The following is a 17616-nucleotide window of genomic DNA, read 5'->3' on the forward strand; positions in this document are numbered from 1 at the left end:
TTCCAACCTCGTTGGTCCGAGGAACACCCAATGCCGATCTGGGAATCATTCTGGATTCGGGGATTCATCCCGGTTCAATTCCTCCTTGTACTGTTGTTCGCGTTCTTGGTATTCGTTGCCGCGAAGCCGATTCTCCGACGTTTCAATATGCACATCACGGCCTTTTGGCAGGCGCTTCTAGTCTGGTTCACCGGCTACGCAATCTTCAAGTTCGTGGTCGTCCCGCCGCTGCCGTCGCACATGTTTTACCAGTACATGGGCGTCATCGCCGCGGCGACGTTTCTGTGGGTGTCGGCGACCGACGACTCGTGGAACGAGTGCAAACACACGGTGCTGTCGCTGTTGGGCGGGCGAACGCCAGGGTGGAGGGTAGCCCGAGCGCTCCTGTTCACATCGGCGCCGGTTCTGGTCGCGATGAATCTCCATGATTCACTGACGCCGAAGTTTCCGGAGCCGGTCGAGCTGCGCACCTGGGGCGGCGCCCCGCCGAACAGCATTCTCGTGGACGATGCGTGGTTTACGCTGAGTGAGGAACGAAACCCCTTCCGTGTCGATGAACTTGGCAGGTATTCCGATACGGTGCAGAGTCAGCGCAGCGATGCGGACCCTTGGAATTCGAACGCAATCCCGTACCTGCGCTACGTCCGTGAGGGAGGGGTGCTCTATTTTCAAGAGTGCCACTATTGCCGCGGAGCCGCCCTGGATGGTCGGGGGATTTTCAGCAACACGATGATGCCCTTACCGGGTAACTTTTCCGATTCCGGGTTAATTGCCCAGCGCCAGGAATCCTACCTATTTTGGCAAATCTACGCTGGTGGGATTGGAATGCCCATCGAGACTTTTCCGTGGGCGCAGACTATGCCCGCTTATCGAGAAGTGCTGAGTCCGCACGACGCCTGGAAGGTCATCCTGTTCCTATACTGGGCTACCGGATACGAGCCTCGGACCTGGAATTGAGCGACGCCTAGCGGACTAGGCCGTTCGGCCATAGGTCTCCCGGGTCATTGACAGGGATACGGGCAATACATTAGAAAGCGGGCTCTACTTTCCTGTTCCGGAGCCCCACAATGTCGCGTGAGGACTGACTATGGCCGCTAAAACCGCAAAAATCCTCTACACACATACCGACGAAGCACCAATGCTGGCGACGTATTCGTTTCTGCCGATCGTCAACGCGTTTACCAAGGCCGCGGGCGTGGCGGTTGAAAAACGCGACATCTCGCTGGCGGGCAGAATCATCGCGAGTTTCCCCGAGTATCTGACCGACAGCCAGAAGCAGTCGGATGATCTGGCCGAGCTGGGCAAGCTGGCCCAGACGCCCGAGGCCAATATCATCAAGCTGCCCAACATCAGCGCGTCGATCCCGCAGATGAAGGCGGCGATCAAGGAATTGCAGGCGCAGGGCTACAAGTTGCCGGAGTATCCTGAAGATCCCAAGAACGACAAAGAGAAAGACATCAAGGCGCGCTACGACAAGATCAAGGGCAGCGCGGTCAACCCGGTGTTGCGGGAAGGGAACTCGGACCGCCGGGCTCCGCTCTCGGTCAAGCAATACGCCAGGAAGCACCCGCACAAGATGGGGCCGTGGACCCCGGACTCCAAGACCCACGTGACGCATATGACCAAGGGCGATTTCCGCTCCAACGAGAAATCGACCACCCTCACCGAGGCCACGGACGCGCGCATCGAGTTCGTGGATCAAAGCGGCAAGGTCACGGTGCTCAAGGCCAAGACGCCGTTGCAGGCCGGCGAAGTGATCGACACCACGTTCATGAGCCGCCGCGCGTTGCGCGAGTTCCTTGAGGCGCAGATCGAAGACGCCAAGCAGCAGGGCGTGCTGTTCTCGATCCACCTCAAAGCCACCATGATGAAGGTCTCGGACCCCAAGATCTTCGGGCACGCGGTGTCCGTGTTTTTCAAGGACGTGTTCGACAAACACGCGGCCGTGTTCCAGAAATTGGGCGTGGACCCGGACAACGGCCTGGGCGATCTTTACGCCAAGATCAAGACCTTGCCGGATGCCGAGCGCGCCGCTATCGAAGCCGACATCAAAGCCGTGTATGCGAAGCGGCCCGCCATGGCCATGGTCAACTCGGACAAGGGCATCACCAACTTGCACGTGCCCAGCGACATCATCATCGATGCCTCTATTCCGCCGGTGATTCGCGACTCGGGGAAAATGTGGGGGCCAGACGGCAAGCTGCACGACACCAAGGTGGTGATCCCCGACAGCAGCTACGCCGGTGTGTATCGGGAAGTCGTGGAGTTTTGCAAAAAGCACGGAGCGTTTGACCCACGCACCATGGGCAGCGTGCCCAACGTGGGCCTGATGGCGCAAGCCGCGGAGGAATACGGCTCGCACGACAAGACCTTCAAATCTCCCGGCAACGGCACGATCCGCGTGGTCAGCGCGTCCGGGCAGACCTTGCTGGAACACCAGGTCGAAGAAGGGGACATCTGGCGGATGTGCCAGGTCAAGGACGCGCCGATCCAGGATTGGGTCAAGCTGGCCGTCAATCGCGCCAAGGCCACGGGCGCGCCCGCCGTGTTCTGGCTGGACAAGAACCGGGCGCACGACGCGGAGCTGATCAAGAAGGTCAACAAGTATTTGCCGAATCACGACACCAAGGGCCTGGACATCAAGATCATGTCGCCGGCCGAGGCCACGCGGTTCTCGCTGGAGCGGATGAAAGAGGGGAAAGACACGATTTCCGTGACTGGGAACGTGCTGCGCGACTACCTCACCGACCTGTTTCCGATCTTGGAGATCGGCACCAGCGCCAAGATGCTCTCGATCGTCCCGCTGTTGAACGGCGGCGGCCTCTTCGAGACCGGGGCCGGCGGTTCAGCGCCCAAACACGTGCAGCAGTTTCAGGAAGAGGGGTACTTGCGGTGGGATTCGCTCGGCGAATTTTTGGCGCTGGCCGCGTCACTCGAACATCTGAGCAAAGTGTCGAATAACCCGACCGCGAAGATCTTGGCGGACACGCTCGATAAAGCCAACGCCAAGTTCCTGGAAAGCAACAAGTCGCCGGCGCGCAAAGTGGGAGAGATCGACAACCGCGGGAGCCACTTTTACCTCGCGATGTACTGGGCGCAGGCCCTGGCCGAGCAGACTGACGATAAGAACCTGCAAGCCACGTTCGCCAAAGTCGCCAAACAGCTCCAGGAGAACGAAGCCAAGATCAACGCAGAACTGCTTGGCGCCCAAGGCAAGCCGGTGGACATTGGCGGGTACTACCACCCCGATTCGCAGAAGACTTCCAAAGCCATGCGCCCGAGCCCGACGCTGAACGCGATCGTGGACGCGATTGCGTAACGGGGCAGCGCCCAAGACGTCGACGGACGTCCAATAGCCTTCGATAAGAGCCTGAGCCGGGATGACATCCGGGCTCAGGCTCTTTGTTTCCGGCTTCCCAGGCCCCCCCAAGATCCTGGTTAATTAATTAGTTAAGAACGTCCCCGATCTAGAACCTTATGCAATCTTTACCGGAGGTTTATCGCCGCATGATCCGATCCCGGTAGTTTTGGTGTGAGGGCAACAAGAAATCTTGCCTCAAGCCTGGAGGTGACTTCATGGATACCGGGTTCTTCGAGTACGGCTTGGCAGCACTGCTGGGGGGACTGGTCGCAGTGGCGCTCACGATCTGGACCTTTGTCGCCGACGGGATGTCCGGCGGTCTTCGAAAGGGGGAATAGTCGGAAGCAATCGCGCCGTTCGGCCGCTGATGGCCATTCCCTCAAGCCACGCCCACGGCGCCTCAGCCCTTCAAATCTGGAGTCGGCAGCGGCTTGGCTTTCTTCTCTCCGTCTCCGAGGGGATCGACTTCGGACACGGCCTTTCTGAACCCGCGAATCGCCCGTCCCAGGCCTGAGCCGGCCGCCTTGGCCCTCGGCCACGGCCGCGCCTTCGTGCTTGAAGCGCCCGAGCGCGGTGCGCTTGACCGGCTTTTGGCTTGCGTCGAACGGATCGATCTCCACCACCCACCCGAACCGGTTCTCCTCGTTGGCATAGTCGGGGTCCGACAGATCGAAGCGTCGATCGAACAGATGCCAGCCGTAGCCGAATCGGCGGAGATCGCCCACACGTAACTCCCTCCCGAGCCCCGATGTCGCCTTGACCACCTTCCCAACGGTGTGATACTTTGGACCAAGCTTGTTCGGGTGGTGCAGCATGAAGCCCCGGGACTGCGTCTTGGGGCTTTGTCGTATCTAAAGGGGGAATTGTGGGAAACAGTCCGGTCGCTGTGGTTCGAGAGGATATTCGCAACATCGCCATCATTGCTCATGTCGACCACGGGAAAACCACCCTGGTGGATCGCATGCTGCAGCAGGGGGGCGCGTTCGCGGCGCACGAGACCATGGGCGAGCGCGTCATGGACTCCAATGCATTGGAGCGCGAGCGCGGGATCACCATTCTCGCCAAGAACACCGCGGTGCGGTACCAGGCGCCGGGCCAGGCCAAGTCGATTCTGATCAACATCGTGGATACGCCGGGGCACGCGGATTTTTCCGGAGAGGTCGAGCGGGTGTTGACCATGGTGGACGGCGTGCTGTTGGTGGTCGACGCCGTGGATGGGCCCATGCCGCAGACCCGATTCGTGCTCAAGAAGGCGCTGGAACTGCGGCTGCAGCCGGTGGTGGTGATCAACAAGATCGATCGTACCGATGCGCGGCCGGTGGAGGTGGTCAACGAAGTGTTCGATCTATTCGTCGAACTCAACGCGAGCGACGAGCAGTTGGATTTCCCGGTGGTGTACGCGTCGGCCAAGACGGGCGTGGCCTCGCGCGATGTGCATGAGCCGGGGCGCGATTTGATGCCGTTGTTCGAGACCATCATCGACCGCATTCCTCCGCCGCCGGGTGATGACGCGGCGCCGTTGCAGTTGCAAATCACCACCTTGGACTACGATTCCTACGTCGGCCGGATCGGCCTCGGACGCATTGCGCGCGGCACCATTCGGGTCAACGCACCGGTGGCGCGGGTGCGCGGCGATGGCGGGGTCGAGCCGGGGAAAATCACGAAGCTCTTCCTGTTCCACGGGTTGCGTCGCTCCGAAGCCGCCGAGGCGAAGGCCGGGGACATCGTGGGGGTCGCGGGGCTGGAGGAACTGACCATCGGCGACACCTTGACCGCCCCGGAAACTCCGGAGGCGTTGCGGCCGCTCGCCATCGGCGAGCCCACGATCTCCATGGCGTTCATGGTCAATACGTCTCCCTTGGCGGGCAAAGAAGGCAAGTTCGTGACCTCGCGGCATTTGCGCGAGCGCTTGCTCCGCGAGCTGCGGACCAACGTGGCGCTGCGCGTGGAAGAAACCGGGACCACCGACGAATTCTTGGTGTCGGGCCGCGGCGAGTTGCACCTCGCGATCCTGATCGAAACCATGCGGCGCGAGGGGTACGAGTTCGCGGTATCGCGGCCGCAGGTGATTTTCAAGACCATCGACGGTGCGTTGTGCGAGCCCATGGAATCGCTGTATCTCGACGTGCCGGAGCCCTTCGTGGGCGTGGTGATGGAAGGCCTGGGCCCCCGGCGCGCGGAGCTGGAGAACATGGTCAACAGCGGCGACGGGTGGGTGCATCTCGCCTTCGTCATTCCCGCGCGGGGCTTGTTCGGATACCGCAGCGAGTTTTTGACCTCGACCAAGGGCGAGGGGCTGATCAACCATGCGTTCGCCGGGTACCGGCCGTCCAAGGGCGATGTGCCCACGCGCAATCGCGGCGTGTTGGTGGCGCTCGAGCCCGGGGAGTCGGTGACGTACGCGCTGCACAACATCCAGGAACGGGGCGCGCTCTTCATCGGTCCGGGCGAAGCGGTGTATGAGGGCATGGTCATCGGCGAGCACTCGCGTCCCGGCGATCTCATCGTCAATCCGTGCAAGAAGAAGCACCTCACCAACATTCGTTCCTCCACGGCCGAAGACGCGCTGGTGCTGACCCCGCCGCGTCGGCTGTCGCTGGAACAGGCAATCGAGTTCATCGAGGACGACGAGCTGGTGGAAATCACCCCGGAGTCGGTAAGGCTCCGGAAACGGTATTTGAGCGGCGACGAAAGAAAACGCCGGCGGAACGCGGCCTCGGCTTGACCGCTTTGCGCCGGGTGTGTTACACAGACCGATACTTGGCTGACGCACGGGTGACACGACGATGTTGAACGGGGATCTTGAAGAGGGCCTGACGTTCGACGATGTGGTTCTGATCCCTGCGCACTCGACCGTCCTGCCCAAAGACGTCGACACCAGCACCCGCCTCACCAAACGCATCCGCCTCAATATCCCCCTCGTCAGCGCCGCGATGGATACGGTCACCGAAGCGCCGCTCGCGATCGCCCTGGCGCGGGTCGGGGGCATCGGCATCATCCACCGCGTGTTGTCCCCCGAAGCGCAGGCCGCTGAAGTGGGGAAGGTCAAGAAGTCCGAAAGCGGCATCATCACGGATCCCATCACGATCTCGCCCGAGGCGACCATCGGCGAAGCCGTGGCGCTGATGGAGCGGCACGAAATTTCGGGCATTCCGGTCACGGATGAGCGTCGCCTGGTGGGGATCGTCACGCGGCGCGATCTGCAGTTTGAGAAGCGGATGGAGCTCAAGGTCGCTGACGTGATGACCAAAGGCAAGGACCTGGTGACCACGCCCGAAGGCACCACGCTCGAGAGCGCCAGCGCGATCATGCAGAAACACCGGATCGAGAAGCTCCCCATCGTCAACGCGAAGTTCGAGCTCCAGGGTCTGATCACGGTCAAAGACCTCAAGATGACCATCGAGTATCCCAACGCGGCCAAAGACGAACGCGGGCGGCTGCGGGTGGGCGCGGCGGTGGGCGTGGGCCGCGAGGCGCACCAGCGCGTGGACGCGCTGGTGGCGGCGGGCGTGGACGTCGTGGTGGTCGACACCGCGCACGGCCACTCGCAGGACGTGCTCGACATGGTGCAGGCGGTCAAGGCCAAACATCCCCGGTTGGACGTGATCGCGGGCAACATCGCCACCGCGCAGGCGGTGGAAGATCTGGTCAAAGCCGGGGCCGACGCGGTGAAGGTCGGCATCGGTCCCGGCTCGATCTGCACCACGCGCGTGATCGCGGGCGCGGGGGTGCCGCAACTGACCGCGATCGCCAACTGTGCGGCGGTGGCCGACCGACTCGGCGTGCCCGTGATCGGCGACGGCGGGATCAAGTTTTCGGGTGACATTACCAAGGCCATTTCCGCCGGAGCCAGCACCGTGATGATCGGTAGCCTGCTCGCAGGCACCGAAGAGAGTCCGGGAGAGAAGATCCTCTATCAAGGGCGGACGTACAAGCTCTACCGCGGCATGGGGTCGCTGGGTGCGATGGTCAAGGGCGGCAGGGACCGTTACTTCCAGGAAGGCCGGCCCGATGCCAAGTTGGTCCCCGAAGGCATCGAAGGCCGCGTGCCGTACAAGGGCCTGCTTGCGGACATCGCGTACCAATTGGTCGGCGGCCTCCGGTCGGGCATGGGGTATTGCGGGTGCCGCACGATCGATGACTTGCGGCGCAACGGCCGGTTCATCCGCGTGACCGCGGCGGGCCTGCGCGAAAGCCACGTCCACGACGTGATCGTCACGCAGGAGGCTCCCAACTACCGACGCGAATGGGAGCTGTAACCCGGCGCCGTTCATCGCGGCAGATCACTCGTTCCTCGCGTTCCGTTTCACCGCCCACGTCCACCTCCACGTCGCCGGACCAAGCCGTTTCGGCGCCGGCTGATCGCATCCTCATTCTCGATTTCGGGTCCCAGTACACCCAGTTGATCGCGCGCCGGGTCCGGGAAAGCCGCGTGTATTCGGAGATCATGCCGCATCACGCGCCGTTCGCCAGAATCGAGGCGTTCCGGCCCAAAGGCATCATCCTCTCGGGCGGGCCCGCGAGCGTCTATGCTCGCCACGCCCCGTCCATCGACCCGCGCGTGTTGGATTTGGGCGTTCCCATCCTCGGAATTTGCTACGGGATGCAGTTGCTCACGGCCATGCTCGGTGGGCGCGTGGGCCGGGCCGCGCGTCGCGAATACGGGCACGCCGAGGTCGTCATCGACCAACGCGAGGGGTTGCTCGAGCGGGTTCAAGGCGAGCGCGCGATCGACGGCCAGGAGGCGTTCCGGGTGTGGATGAGCCACGGCGATCGCATCGACGCGCTGCCTCCGGGGTTTCACGCAATCGGGCACAGCGCGAATTCTCCGATCGCCGCGATGGCTGATCCGCAGCGGCGAATCTGGGCCCTGCAGTTTCATCCCGAGGTGGAACACACCCCGCAAGGCCGCGCGATCCTCAATCAATTCGTCCACGGGTTGTGCGGCTGCGGGATGACCTGGACCATGGGGTCGTTCCGGAAAGAAGCGGTGGCCGCGATCGAACAAGCGCTCGCGGGGCAGCGGGCCATCTGCGCCTTGAGCGGCGGGGTGGACTCCGCGGTCGCGGCCGCCCTGGTCCACGAAGCGATCGGGGACCGGTTGACCTGCCTCTTCGTGGACAATGGACTCTTGCGCAAGGGCGAGGCCCAACAAGTGATCGCGACGTTCCGGGAGACCATGCACCTCAAGGTGCGTCGCGTGGACGCGAGCGCGCGGTTTCTCGGGAAATTGAAGGGGGTGGTGGATCCCGAGGCCAAGCGACGGATCATCGGCCGCGAGTTCATCCGGGTCTTCGAGGCCGAGGCGGCCAAGATGCGTCGGGCCGACTGGTTGGTCCAAGGCACGTTGTACCCCGACGTGATCGAAAGCGTGTCGGTGCGCGGTCCGTCCGCCACGATCAAGACGCACCACAACGTCGGGGGCTTGCCCACGCGCATGAAATTTCGACTGATCGAGCCGCTGCGAGAGTTGTTCAAGGACGAAGTCCGCCTGTTGGGGGCGGAGCTCGGGGTTCCCGACGGCATTTTGCAGCGCCATCCGTTCCCCGGTCCGGGGCTGGCGGTCCGCATCCTCGGAGCCATCACCCCGGATCGGCTCACGATCCTTCGCGAGGCCGACGCCATCGTGATCGAAGAGATCAAGCGAGCGGGGCTCTACCGGTCGATCTGGCAGGCGTTTGCCGTACTGTTGCCGGTTCGGACCGTGGGAGTCATGGGTGACGAACGCACGTACGACTACGTGGTCGCCATTCGCGCGGTGTCGAGTCTGGACGGCATGACCGCGGACTGGATTCGCCTGCCCCATGACGTGCTGGGGGCGATCTCGGCCCGCATCGTCAACGAAGTGAAGGGCGTGAATCGAGTCGTCTACGACGTCTCTACCAAGCCGCCCAGCACGATCGAGTGGGAATAAAAAGGCCCGGGCAATGCCCGGGCCTTTTGAGTTTACGAGTGTAGGTTAGACCTTAACGACGTTCGCCGCCTGCAGCCCTTTCGGACCATTCACGATTTCGAACTCGACCTCTTGACCTTCGTCCAAAGTCTTGAATCCGTCACCTTGAATGGCTGAAAAGTGCACGAAGACATCGCTGCCTTGGTCCTGCGCGATGAAGCCGTAACCCTTGCTGCTGTTGAACCACTTCACTTTTCCTCTCGCCACTTTCCGTCACCTCCCTTCCATCAGACTGACGCGGTGTTCTGGTACCGAGGCAACGGGAAAAAAAATGCCGCAGCGATTGGAGTGAAGAACCGCTGCGGCTAACCCTTACCCTCGTCCGACCAACAACCCCCTCAAACGTCTGGCAATTCTTATCATGGCGCGGACGGTGGTGTCAAGCGCTCCGGCGCGAGGGATCCCGCCGAACGTCGTGCGGCGTAGGGGCCGCCCACGCGTTGAGGCGCGCGATCCCGCGGGATGCATGGACGAAGATCCCGCGCTCGGGTATGCTGAGTCGCACGATTCCCGGGAGGCGCTCGCGATGGGCAAGCCGAACATCTTGGTGGTGGACGACGATCCCGCGGTGGGCGCGTTGCTCGCCGAAACCGCGACCGCGTCGGGGTATGCCACGGTGGTGGTGACAGACGGCGCGGCCGCGTTGGACCGCATCCGCTCGGGCGAATTTGCGCTCGTGATCACCGACATCCGCATGCCGGGACTCGACGGGATCGAACTGCTCCGCCGGATCAAGGCGTTCGCGCCCGAAGTGGAGGTGATCGTGGTGACGGCCTTGCCGGACGTTGAGCGCGCGAGGGACATGATCCGGCTGGGAGCCTCAGATTTTCTCACCAAACCGTTTCGTTTGGGGGAAGTGCGCTCGAGCGTCACTCGCGCCATCGACAAACACCTGGCGTGGAGAGAGCGCTGGACCCAGCAGCAGGACCTCAAGGCGCAGGTGGAACGCCAGGCGCGCCAAGTCAGAGAGCAACTGGTGACGGCCCAAGAACGGTCCGCCGCGCTGCGCGACCGCCTCGACACGTTACGCGCCGCGTACGACGCCACGATCGAAGGGCTGATGTTCGCCCTCGATTCCCGCGACCGCGCGTCGCTGGGACACAGCCAACGCGTCGCGGTGTTTTCCGAAGAGATCGCGAAGACGCTGGGAGTGAGCGGCGCCGAGTTGGAAGCCGTCCGGCACGGCGCCATGCTCCACGACATCGGGAATATCGCGGTCCCGGACGCGCTGTTGCAGAAAGCGGGCAAGCTGACCGAAGACGAGTGGCCGCACGTGCGCAAACACGCCGAGCAGGGGTATCGCCTGGTCCAGTCGATCCCCTCCCTGGGTCGCGCGGCCGAGATCGTGCGACAGCACCACGAACGGTACGACGGGACCGGCTACCCGCAGGGGTTGGCCAAGGACGCGATCGCGCTGGGAGCGAGGATTTTCGCGGTGGCCGACACCTTTGACGCCATGACGTCGCACCGACCATACCGCGACGTGTCGACGTATCAGGAAGTCTGCGCGGAACTCGCCGGCTGCACCGGCACGCAGTTCGATCCGTTGGTGGTCGATGCCTTCATGCGAATTCCTGAGACCACCTGGACCGAGCTGCGGCGTGCGGTGGAGTTGGTGACGCGGCAGTGGAAGTCCGCGGCCGGCTTTTAGGCTGCTGAAAAAGCCCATCCGCGGCGTTGCCGCTGCGCGTCCGCTCCTCACGTACGCACTTAGTACGCTCCGGTGCGGGCGCTCGCGGCGCCTTGCGACCTACCTCAACCCTGAAGAATGTCGGAAGTCCCCGAAGGGGGCGGCTGGAGCTTTTTGAGCAGCCTGCGTTTCGCCTTAAGACGAAACGCGACGTGATGACAACATCGTGCCTACGTCTTCGCGCAATTCCTGCCATCGTCTTGCTGGCACGCTCATGAACGTGTCAACGACCTTCGGGTCAAACTGCGTGCCCGAGCAACGCTGTATCTCGGCCTTGGCGTGCTCGTACGGCAGCGCGCGGCGGTAGGGTCGTTCCGAGGTCATGGCGTCAAAGGTGTCGGCCACCACGAAGATCCTTGCACCGAACAGGATATCCTCGCGACTGGCTTTGTTCGGGTACCCCAGACCGTCGAATCGCTCATGGTGGTGCAACACGATCTTGGCCGCGTCCTGCAGGAACGCGATGTCTTTGAGCATCTCGTAGCCGTATTGGACGTGCCGGCGCATCTCCGTCCACTCCGCGTCGGTGAGTTTGGACGGCTTGCGGAGAATCGTATCCGGAACGCCGATTTTCCCGATGTCGTGCAGGATCGCGCCGCGCTTGAGCGTCTCCAGCTCCGCGCCCTTCACGCCCAGCCGGTCTGCCAACTCGACGCTGTACACCGACACGCGCTGTGTGTGGCCCTGGGTTTCGTTGTCGCGGTAGTCGAGCGCCATGATGAGCGCGTCGATGGTGTCGTGGTAGGACTGTTCGAGCAACGTGAGGGTGTGGTCGAGTTCCTCGCGTCGCCGGCGCTCGAGCCGCAGGTGCTCGCGGATCTCGCGCGTCTGCTCGGCCACGCGCTGCTCCAGCGACCGGTGATACGCGCGATTCTCGACCAGGAGCTGTCGGCGTTCCAAGGCCTTCTCCACGTGGACGGCGAGTTCTTCGAGGTTGAACGGTTTGGTGATGTAGTCGTAAGCGCCCAGCTTCATGGCCTGCACCGCCATCTGAGTGTCGGCGGCCGCGGTCAACATCACCACCGCGGTTTCCGGTCGGGTCTGGACCAGACGTTTGAGCAGATCAATGCCCGAGAGGCCGGGCATCATGATGTCGCTGAGAACGAGGTGGATGGGTTCGCGCTCGAGAACTGCGAGCGCTTCATCCGCGCCGTTGGCGGTCCGGCACAGGTATCCCAAATGTGTGAGCTTGGTCGTCAACAGCTCGCGCACGTTGCGGTGGTCGTCGACGATCAAGATGCGCGCGGGCTCGTTCCGGATGTCCACTCGGCGTCTTAGTTCTGAAATTGAGGGAGTGCCGGGATCCAACCGGCGATCGTCCGCCGGATCTGTCGGCTGGGAACCACGACCCAGATTACCTCAACGCGCGGGGCTTTGACAAGCCATTTGAAGGGGAGAGTCTCCCGGGCCGCCCCGCGCTTGACAAGCACCAACCGACTCGATATTCTCCGGCAGCACCGCGCGTGATTGTGGGGCTGTAGCGCAGTTGGGAGCGCGTCAGACTGGCAGTCTGAAGGTCAGGGGTTCGATCCCCCTCAGCTCCACCAACCCTCGCTTAATTCCTCTAAAGACGTCCCTGACTGCTGTACTGACTCGTGTAACTGCGCCTGGGATGAGGCGGGTGTCGAAGTGCAGGCAGCGTGGTGTGGGCCCGCAAGGGGCTAACCTGGGCCCCGTACGCGGCGCCATTCCCTGCACACAAGCTTGCATTCGTTGGATGGACAGTGGTAACGTATATGTTACCTAGAGTCGTCGAGTACCTCGAAGGAGAGCTCTCGCCGTTCGGGCGGTGGTTTGCGGCGCTCAACGCGCCGGCAGCGGCGAAGATCACCACGGGCGCTGTATCGGCTGGGCCAAGGCCACCGCGCCAACGTGAAGTCGGTCGGGCAAGGCGTCTCCGAATATAAAGTGGATTTTGGTCCGGGATATCGGATCTATTTCGGCCAAGAAGGGAACACGTTGATCATCCTGCTCGGCGGGGGAACGAAGAAGACCCAATCGCGCGATATCGACCTCGCCCATCGGCGCTGGGCGGCGTACAAGTCACGCAGGTAACGATAAACGGGAGGATAAGATGCCGGTCACACGAAGGTTCCGAATCACGGTCATGGAGCGGGCCGCCCGCGACGCGCGGTTTCGCCAGCACCTATTGACCGAGGCGATCAATCAACTCTTAACCGGCGATCTGCCCGCAGGCAAGGCGATGCTGCGCGACTACATCAACGCGACGATCTCCTTCGACCAGTTGGCGCACAGGCTCAAGAAGTCCAGCAAGAGCCTACACCGGATGCTCGGCCCGCGAGGCAACCCGACCGCAGAGAACCTCTTCGGCATCATCAAGGCGCTCCAGGCGCATGAACGCGTGCAACTCCACGTGAAGTCGCAGCGATCCGCCGCGTGACGTTGGGGAATGCGGGCGTTCTTCGTGCTTGATGGCACTCTCTCACTCATGGTATCGTTCGGCTTCGTTTGCGCTGGCAGTCTGAAGGTCAGGGGTTCGATCCCCCTCAGCTCCACCAACCTCCTTTCCAGTCGTCTGCTTCAGGGTTGTCGAAGTCTCAGGTTTGCGGTGATCCGGTTCGCGAAGTAAGTCCATGAAAAACGCGGTGAAAGGGGTGTTGCTCTCGGCGCTGGTCTTTCCAGGCCTCGGGCAGATCGCGCTCAAGCGGTATCAGCGCGGGGTCGCGTTCATGCTCGCGACGCTGGCCGGCCTGGTGCTGGTTGTGGCCACCGCCACACGAGAGGCCGGGAGGATTCTTGCCACGATTGAATCGGAAGGCGGCGTCATTGATCAGGACGCGATGTCACGCGCCATTGCTCAGGCCACTTCCTGGTCCGGCAACCTCGCCTTCAACCTGTTCCTCGTCGCAATCGCGCTCTGCTGGATCTACGCGGCAGTTGACGCCTATCGCATCGGCAAACAGCAGGACCTGCGCCAGCCTTGACTCACAGGAAGTCCCGGCCTCGGACGGACTGATTCTGATGTTCATCGACACCCACACCCATATCCACGGCCCTGAGTTCGATCCCGATCGCGACCTGGCCCTCGCCCGAGCGCGGTCCGCTGGGGTGGAGGTCTGCGTGGCGGTCGGGACCGATCTCGACGACAGTCGACGCGCGGTCGACCTCGCGGGCAAACATCCCGACGTCTTCGCGGCGGTGGGCGTGCATCCCCACGAAGCCTCGGGGGTCACCGCCGCCGGGCTCGAGGCATTGGCCCGCTTGGCCGGCTCGGAACGGGTGGTGGCGTGGGGGGAAACCGGGCTCGATTACTACTACCAGCACTCGCCGAAGGACGCGCAACGGGAGCGGTTTGCCGATCAGATGGCGGTGGCTTTTCGCCTGGGTTTACCGCTCATCATTCATACCCGAGATGCGTGGGAGGATACGTTCCGAATGCTCGATGAGCATCCGCATCACGGCGGGGTCTTCCATTGCTTCACGGGTGAGCGCGAGCACGCCGAGGCCGCGATTTCGCGGGGATTTTTCGTGTCGTTTTCCGGCATCGTGACCTTCGCCAAGGCCCAAGCCCTGCAAGCGGTCGCGAGCCATGTGCCGCTCGACCGGGTCCTCATCGAGACCGACTGTCCCTTTCTGGCTCCGGTCCCGAATCGAGGCAAACGAAACGAGCCCGCGTTGGTGTCCCTGGTGGCCGCGAAGCTCGCGGAGCTTCGCGGCATGTCGGTGGAGGAGACGGCCCGGCATTCGCGCGGGAACGCGCGCCGGTGTTTCCCTCGCCTGGGCGCCGGCTGCCCCTGAATTTTGACACGCCAGTCGGCGGATGTTACCTTATCGCCGGGCGCGTCTATCTAATGGATCTTCCAGCGCAATTCGGCAAGTACCTCTTGGTGCACCGGGTGGGGAGCGGGGGCATGGCGGAGCTGTTTCTCGCCAAGCAGACCGGCCTCAAGGGGTTCGAAAAAGTTCTGGCGATCAAGAAAATTCTCCCGCACCTGACGCAAGACCCCGAGTTCGTGTCGATGTTCGTCAACGAGGGGAAGCTTGCCGCGCTCCTGACGCACCAGCACATCGTCCAGATCTTTGACCTCGGGCACGTGGACGGCGCGTACTACCTCGCGATGGAGTACGTGATGGGCAAGGATCTGCGCACGGTCGCGGCTCGAGCGCGCGAACGCGGCGGGCGTCTGCCGATCGACCACGCCCTGTCGATCGTGAGCCGGGTCGCGAGCGGACTCGACTACGCGCACCGCAAGAAAGACCTCAACGGCCGGGATCTCAACATCGTGCACCGCGATGTGAGCCCGCAGAACGTGTTGGTGTCGTACGAGGGCGAGGTCAAACTCGTGGACTTCGGCATCGCGAAAGCCGCGGGCATCGGACAGGAAACGCGGACCGGGATCCTCAAGGGCAAGCTCGCCTACATGTCGCCCGAACAGGCCATGGGGCGAGCCATTGACCGGCGGTCCGACGTGTTCGCGTTGGGCATCGTGCTGTACGAGCTGTTGACTGGGCGGCGTCTGTTCAAGGGCGACAGCGATCTCAGCACGTTGGAGCAGGTGCGGACCGCCCACGTGGACCCGCCCAAACAGATCGACGCCGACATCCCGGACGCGCTCGAGGCTGCGGTGATGACCGCGCTGGCGCGGGAGCCCGACCAGCGCTATCAGACCGCCGCGGACTTCCAAGCGGCGCTCGAAACCATCATCGCCCAGCGCGGACGGGGTTCCAGCACGCTGCACCTGTCCCAGTACATGGCCTCGCTTTTTGCCGATGACCAGCGCATGGACAATGAGCGACTGCAGTCCGTCCACCAAGAAACCGTCAGGGTTTCAGCGTCCCCACGATCCTCGGTCGCGCCCACTCGCTCGCAGGAGCAGCCGCGTCGCAGGCCGCCTTCCCGGCCGGCTCCACGTCCGGAGCCGCCGCGCGAGCGCCATCCGATCCGCGCGGCCCTGCTCGGGGCAGTGGTATTGTTCCTCTTGGGGAGCGGGACAGTCGTCGCGACGCCTGGGTTGTTGGCCTGGATGCGCGATCAACCCGATCAGGTGGCGCGGGTCGGGGACCTGCTGGAGATGAAGTTACGGGAAGTGGGCTTGGCCCGTCTGGTCCCTGAGCCGCCTGGGCAGGGACGCTCTGCTCCACCGCAGGCCGGTGAGATCGTGGTTTCCACCGAGGCGGCTGCCATGGCCGCTGCTCCGCCCGACGCCGGGCAGCCACCGCCTCCGCCGCCTCCGGAACCCCAGGACCAGATGCCCGTGGTCGCTGCGGTCCCGACACCTGTCGCGCCGCCGGAGGTCAAGGTCGACCGCGTTCAGATTCGGCGGATGTTGCGGGACGCCCGGGACCTGTACGCGCAGGGGCGCCTGAACGAAGTGGAAGACGTGTTGCGCGGCGTGATCGAGCAAGACCCAAACTCGCCGCTGGCCTACCACCTGTTGGGCACCGTGTATCTGGAACGCAAGGAGGAGGAACGCGCGTTCAAGATTTTCTCCGCGGCCGCGCACCAGTTTCCCAGGGATTCCACGCTTCGTTACGATCTCGGGTTTCTGTACGCGGAGCGGGGGTTGGGCACGCTCGCGCGGGAGGAGTTGACCCGCGCGCTGGCGCTCCAACCCAACGGCGGTTTAGCGGAGCGGGCGCGCCTGTTCCTGAAGACCGGGACCGCAGGCCGGCCGAGCGGCCCTCCCATCGACCGCGTGATGGGGCGACCCCTGTTGCAGCCGATCGAGGGCGGACTCCCGACAGATCACCCTGAAGAAGCGCCGCTGCCCGGCAGTCCTCTACCGCCGCCAGGCGACCCCCTGCTCGCGGTTCCACCCCCGCCGAGCGCGGACCAGGCCGCGGGGCAGGGCGTCCCCGGCGTTGCGGCTGCGGATGGCGGCGGGGCCGAGGCCCTCCTCCCGCCCGAGGAGAGCGGACCGCCATGACCATCACCTGCGAAGCCTGCCGGACCAACTACGACGCGCCAGAGGAACTCGCGGACTCTGCAGCGTGCCCGGTTTGTGAACACGTCAACCGGCCGCGGGAACGCGTAGAGAAGATCGCGCCGACGCCGATGGCGTCGGAGACTACAGCCGAGGGAGACGACCCGCCGGTCAAGACACTGGTGTTCCCAGCCCAGGAGACGATCCAGGAGACGATCAGGAATACGGAGGCGCCCAAGGACGCCTTCCACGACGAGGAAGCGGCCGAGGATCCGATCCCGGACACGGAAGCGGGCGAAGAGGACGAGATCCAGTCCGCGGAGGCGGCCGAGGTCACGCGGCCGCGCCCGAAGAACCGCCGGTCCAGGGGCGCGGTCGTGCGCCTCTCCGTGCTCGAGGAGGGCAAACCGCCGTGTCGCTACGTGATAGAGAAGGCCCGCATCGTCTTAGGCCGCGGCAAGTGCGATGTCAAGGTCAGTGACCCGGAGGTGTCGCGCGAACATTGCGCGATTGAAACCCACGACGGCGTAGTGATGCTCCGAGATTTGAAGAGCTCGAACGGCACGCTCCTGAACGGGCACCTGGTCAACGAACACGTGTTGAAACACGGCGACCAGGTCACGATCGGTACGACGGCGGTCAAGATCTTCCTGTCCAAAGCGGCGTAGGCGCTCGCCGCTTGCCTGCGGACCGGCTCCTCCCGTATAGTTTCTTCACGAGCTCCTTC

At 63.5% G+C, this 17616-nt stretch carries 14 protein-coding genes, 1 tRNA gene and 2 pseudogenes; 14 read left to right on the forward strand and 3 right to left on the reverse strand.

The window, feature by feature from the left end; translation table 11 throughout:
• Nucleotides 1–30 precede the first annotated feature (30 nt).
• From AB1451_04525 to AB1451_04535, 3 genes are all read left to right on the forward strand, one after another.
• A complete protein-coding gene (locus AB1451_04525; GenBank protein ID MEW6682178.1) occupies nt 31–957 on the forward strand; it encodes a hypothetical protein in 927 nt (308 codons plus the stop codon).
• A 130-nt stretch (nt 958–1087) separates the two neighbouring features.
• The gene (locus AB1451_04530) at nt 1088–3319 is read left to right on the forward strand and encodes an NADP-dependent isocitrate dehydrogenase (GenBank protein MEW6682179.1); all 2232 of its coding nucleotides are present in this window, start codon (nt 1088–1090) and stop codon (nt 3317–3319) included.
• 257 nt (nt 3320–3576) lie between these two features.
• Nucleotides 3577–3699, forward strand: coding sequence for a hypothetical protein (locus tag AB1451_04535; GenBank protein MEW6682180.1), 123 nt, complete (start codon nt 3577–3579; stop codon nt 3697–3699).
• Between the two features lie 177 nt (nt 3700–3876).
• Here the strand turns inward: AB1451_04535 and AB1451_04540 are convergent.
• A pseudogene (locus tag AB1451_04540) lies at nt 3877–4068 on the reverse strand (alkaline phosphatase PhoX).
• 158 nt (nt 4069–4226) lie between these two features.
• On the opposite strand from AB1451_04540, the gene typA reads away from it, so the two are divergent.
• The 3 genes from typA to guaA all read left to right on the forward strand — a co-directional run bounded on the left by typA (nt 4227) and on the right by guaA (nt 9275).
• Nucleotides 4227–6086 (forward strand): translational GTPase TypA, encoded by a 1860-nt coding sequence (typA, locus tag AB1451_04545; protein MEW6682181.1) that lies wholly within the window; start codon nt 4227–4229, stop codon nt 6084–6086.
• A gap of 61 nt (nt 6087–6147) precedes the next feature.
• The gene (guaB, locus tag AB1451_04550) at nt 6148–7620 is read left to right on the forward strand and encodes an IMP dehydrogenase (GenBank protein MEW6682182.1); all 1473 of its coding nucleotides are present in this window, start codon (nt 6148–6150) and stop codon (nt 7618–7620) included.
• Nucleotides 7608–9275, forward strand: coding sequence for a glutamine-hydrolyzing GMP synthase (guaA, locus tag AB1451_04555; GenBank protein MEW6682183.1), 1668 nt, complete (start codon nt 7608–7610; stop codon nt 9273–9275). The genes guaB and guaA overlap by 13 nt, the downstream gene beginning before the upstream one ends.
• Before the next feature lie 45 nt (nt 9276–9320).
• Here guaA and AB1451_04560 read toward each other — a convergent pair whose 3' ends face one another.
• A complete protein-coding gene (locus tag AB1451_04560) occupies nt 9321–9521 on the reverse strand; it encodes a cold-shock protein (protein ID MEW6682184.1) in 201 nt (66 codons plus the stop codon).
• 259 nt (nt 9522–9780) lie between these two features.
• Between AB1451_04560 and AB1451_04565 the strand changes: the two genes are divergently transcribed.
• The gene (locus AB1451_04565; protein MEW6682185.1) at nt 9781–10965 is read left to right on the forward strand and encodes an HD domain-containing phosphohydrolase; all 1185 of its coding nucleotides are present in this window, start codon (nt 9781–9783) and stop codon (nt 10963–10965) included.
• Between the two features lie 174 nt (nt 10966–11139).
• On the opposite strand, the gene AB1451_04570 is transcribed toward AB1451_04565, so the two are convergent.
• Nucleotides 11140–12270, reverse strand: a complete 1131-nt coding sequence (locus AB1451_04570) for an HD domain-containing phosphohydrolase (protein ID MEW6682186.1) — start codon at nt 12268–12270, stop codon at nt 11140–11142.
• A gap of 205 nt (nt 12271–12475) precedes the next feature.
• Here AB1451_04570 and AB1451_04575 point away from each other — a divergent pair.
• The 7 genes and pseudogenes from AB1451_04575 to AB1451_04605 all read left to right on the forward strand — a co-directional run bounded on the left by AB1451_04575 (nt 12476) and on the right by AB1451_04605 (nt 17557).
• Nucleotides 12476–12551: transfer RNA gene (locus AB1451_04575), tRNA-Ala, on the forward strand.
• A 189-nt stretch (nt 12552–12740) separates the two neighbouring features.
• Nucleotides 12741–13059, forward strand: a pseudogene (locus tag AB1451_04580) (type II toxin-antitoxin system RelE/ParE family toxin).
• A gap of 19 nt (nt 13060–13078) precedes the next feature.
• A complete protein-coding gene (locus AB1451_04585) occupies nt 13079–13405 on the forward strand; it encodes a transcriptional regulator (GenBank protein MEW6682187.1) in 327 nt (108 codons plus the stop codon).
• Between the two features lie 193 nt (nt 13406–13598).
• On the forward strand, nt 13599–13949 hold the full coding sequence (locus AB1451_04590) for a hypothetical protein (protein ID MEW6682188.1): 351 nt from the start codon (nt 13599–13601) through the stop codon (nt 13947–13949).
• Nucleotides 13950–13986: 37 nt separating this feature from the next.
• The gene (locus AB1451_04595; protein ID MEW6682189.1) at nt 13987–14763 is read left to right on the forward strand and encodes a TatD family hydrolase; all 777 of its coding nucleotides are present in this window, start codon (nt 13987–13989) and stop codon (nt 14761–14763) included.
• A gap of 53 nt (nt 14764–14816) precedes the next feature.
• On the forward strand, nt 14817–16892 hold the full coding sequence (locus tag AB1451_04600; protein MEW6682190.1) for a protein kinase: 2076 nt from the start codon (nt 14817–14819) through the stop codon (nt 16890–16892).
• Nucleotides 16889–17557, forward strand: a complete 669-nt coding sequence (locus AB1451_04605; protein ID MEW6682191.1) for an FHA domain-containing protein — start codon at nt 16889–16891, stop codon at nt 17555–17557. Before AB1451_04600 ends, AB1451_04605 begins: the two co-directional genes overlap by 4 nt.
• Nucleotides 17558–17616: the final 59 nt, after the last annotated feature.

The sequence above is a fragment of the Nitrospirota bacterium genome, assembly GCA_040757335.1.
Classification (GTDB): Bacteria; Nitrospirota; Nitrospiria; order 2-01-FULL-66-17; family 2-01-FULL-66-17; genus JBFLXB01.

Excerpts from the sequence above, each read along its gene's own strand:
- AB1451_04565 (MEW6682185.1), top strand. The coding sequence starts at position 9,781 with ATGGACGAAGATCCCGCGCTCGGGTATGCTGAGTCGCACGATTCCCGG.
- AB1451_04600 (MEW6682190.1), top strand. The coding sequence starts at position 14,817 with ATGGATCTTCCAGCGCAATTCGGCAAGTACCTCTTGGTGCACCGGGTG.
- guaA (MEW6682183.1), top strand. The coding sequence starts at position 7,608 with ATGGGAGCTGTAACCCGGCGCCGTTCATCGCGGCAGATCACTCGTTCC.
- AB1451_04530 (MEW6682179.1), top strand. The coding sequence starts at position 1,088 with ATGGCCGCTAAAACCGCAAAAATCCTCTACACACATACCGACGAAGCA.
- guaB (MEW6682182.1), top strand. The coding sequence starts at position 6,148 with ATGTTGAACGGGGATCTTGAAGAGGGCCTGACGTTCGACGATGTGGTT.
- AB1451_04585 (MEW6682187.1), top strand. The coding sequence starts at position 13,079 with ATGCCGGTCACACGAAGGTTCCGAATCACGGTCATGGAGCGGGCCGCC.
- AB1451_04590 (MEW6682188.1), top strand. The coding sequence starts at position 13,599 with ATGAAAAACGCGGTGAAAGGGGTGTTGCTCTCGGCGCTGGTCTTTCCA.
- AB1451_04535 (MEW6682180.1), top strand. The coding sequence starts at position 3,577 with ATGGATACCGGGTTCTTCGAGTACGGCTTGGCAGCACTGCTGGGGGGA.
- AB1451_04595 (MEW6682189.1), top strand. The coding sequence starts at position 13,987 with ATGTTCATCGACACCCACACCCATATCCACGGCCCTGAGTTCGATCCC.
- AB1451_04605 (MEW6682191.1), top strand. The coding sequence starts at position 16,889 with ATGACCATCACCTGCGAAGCCTGCCGGACCAACTACGACGCGCCAGAG.
- AB1451_04525 (MEW6682178.1), top strand. The coding sequence starts at position 31 with ATGCCGATCTGGGAATCATTCTGGATTCGGGGATTCATCCCGGTTCAA.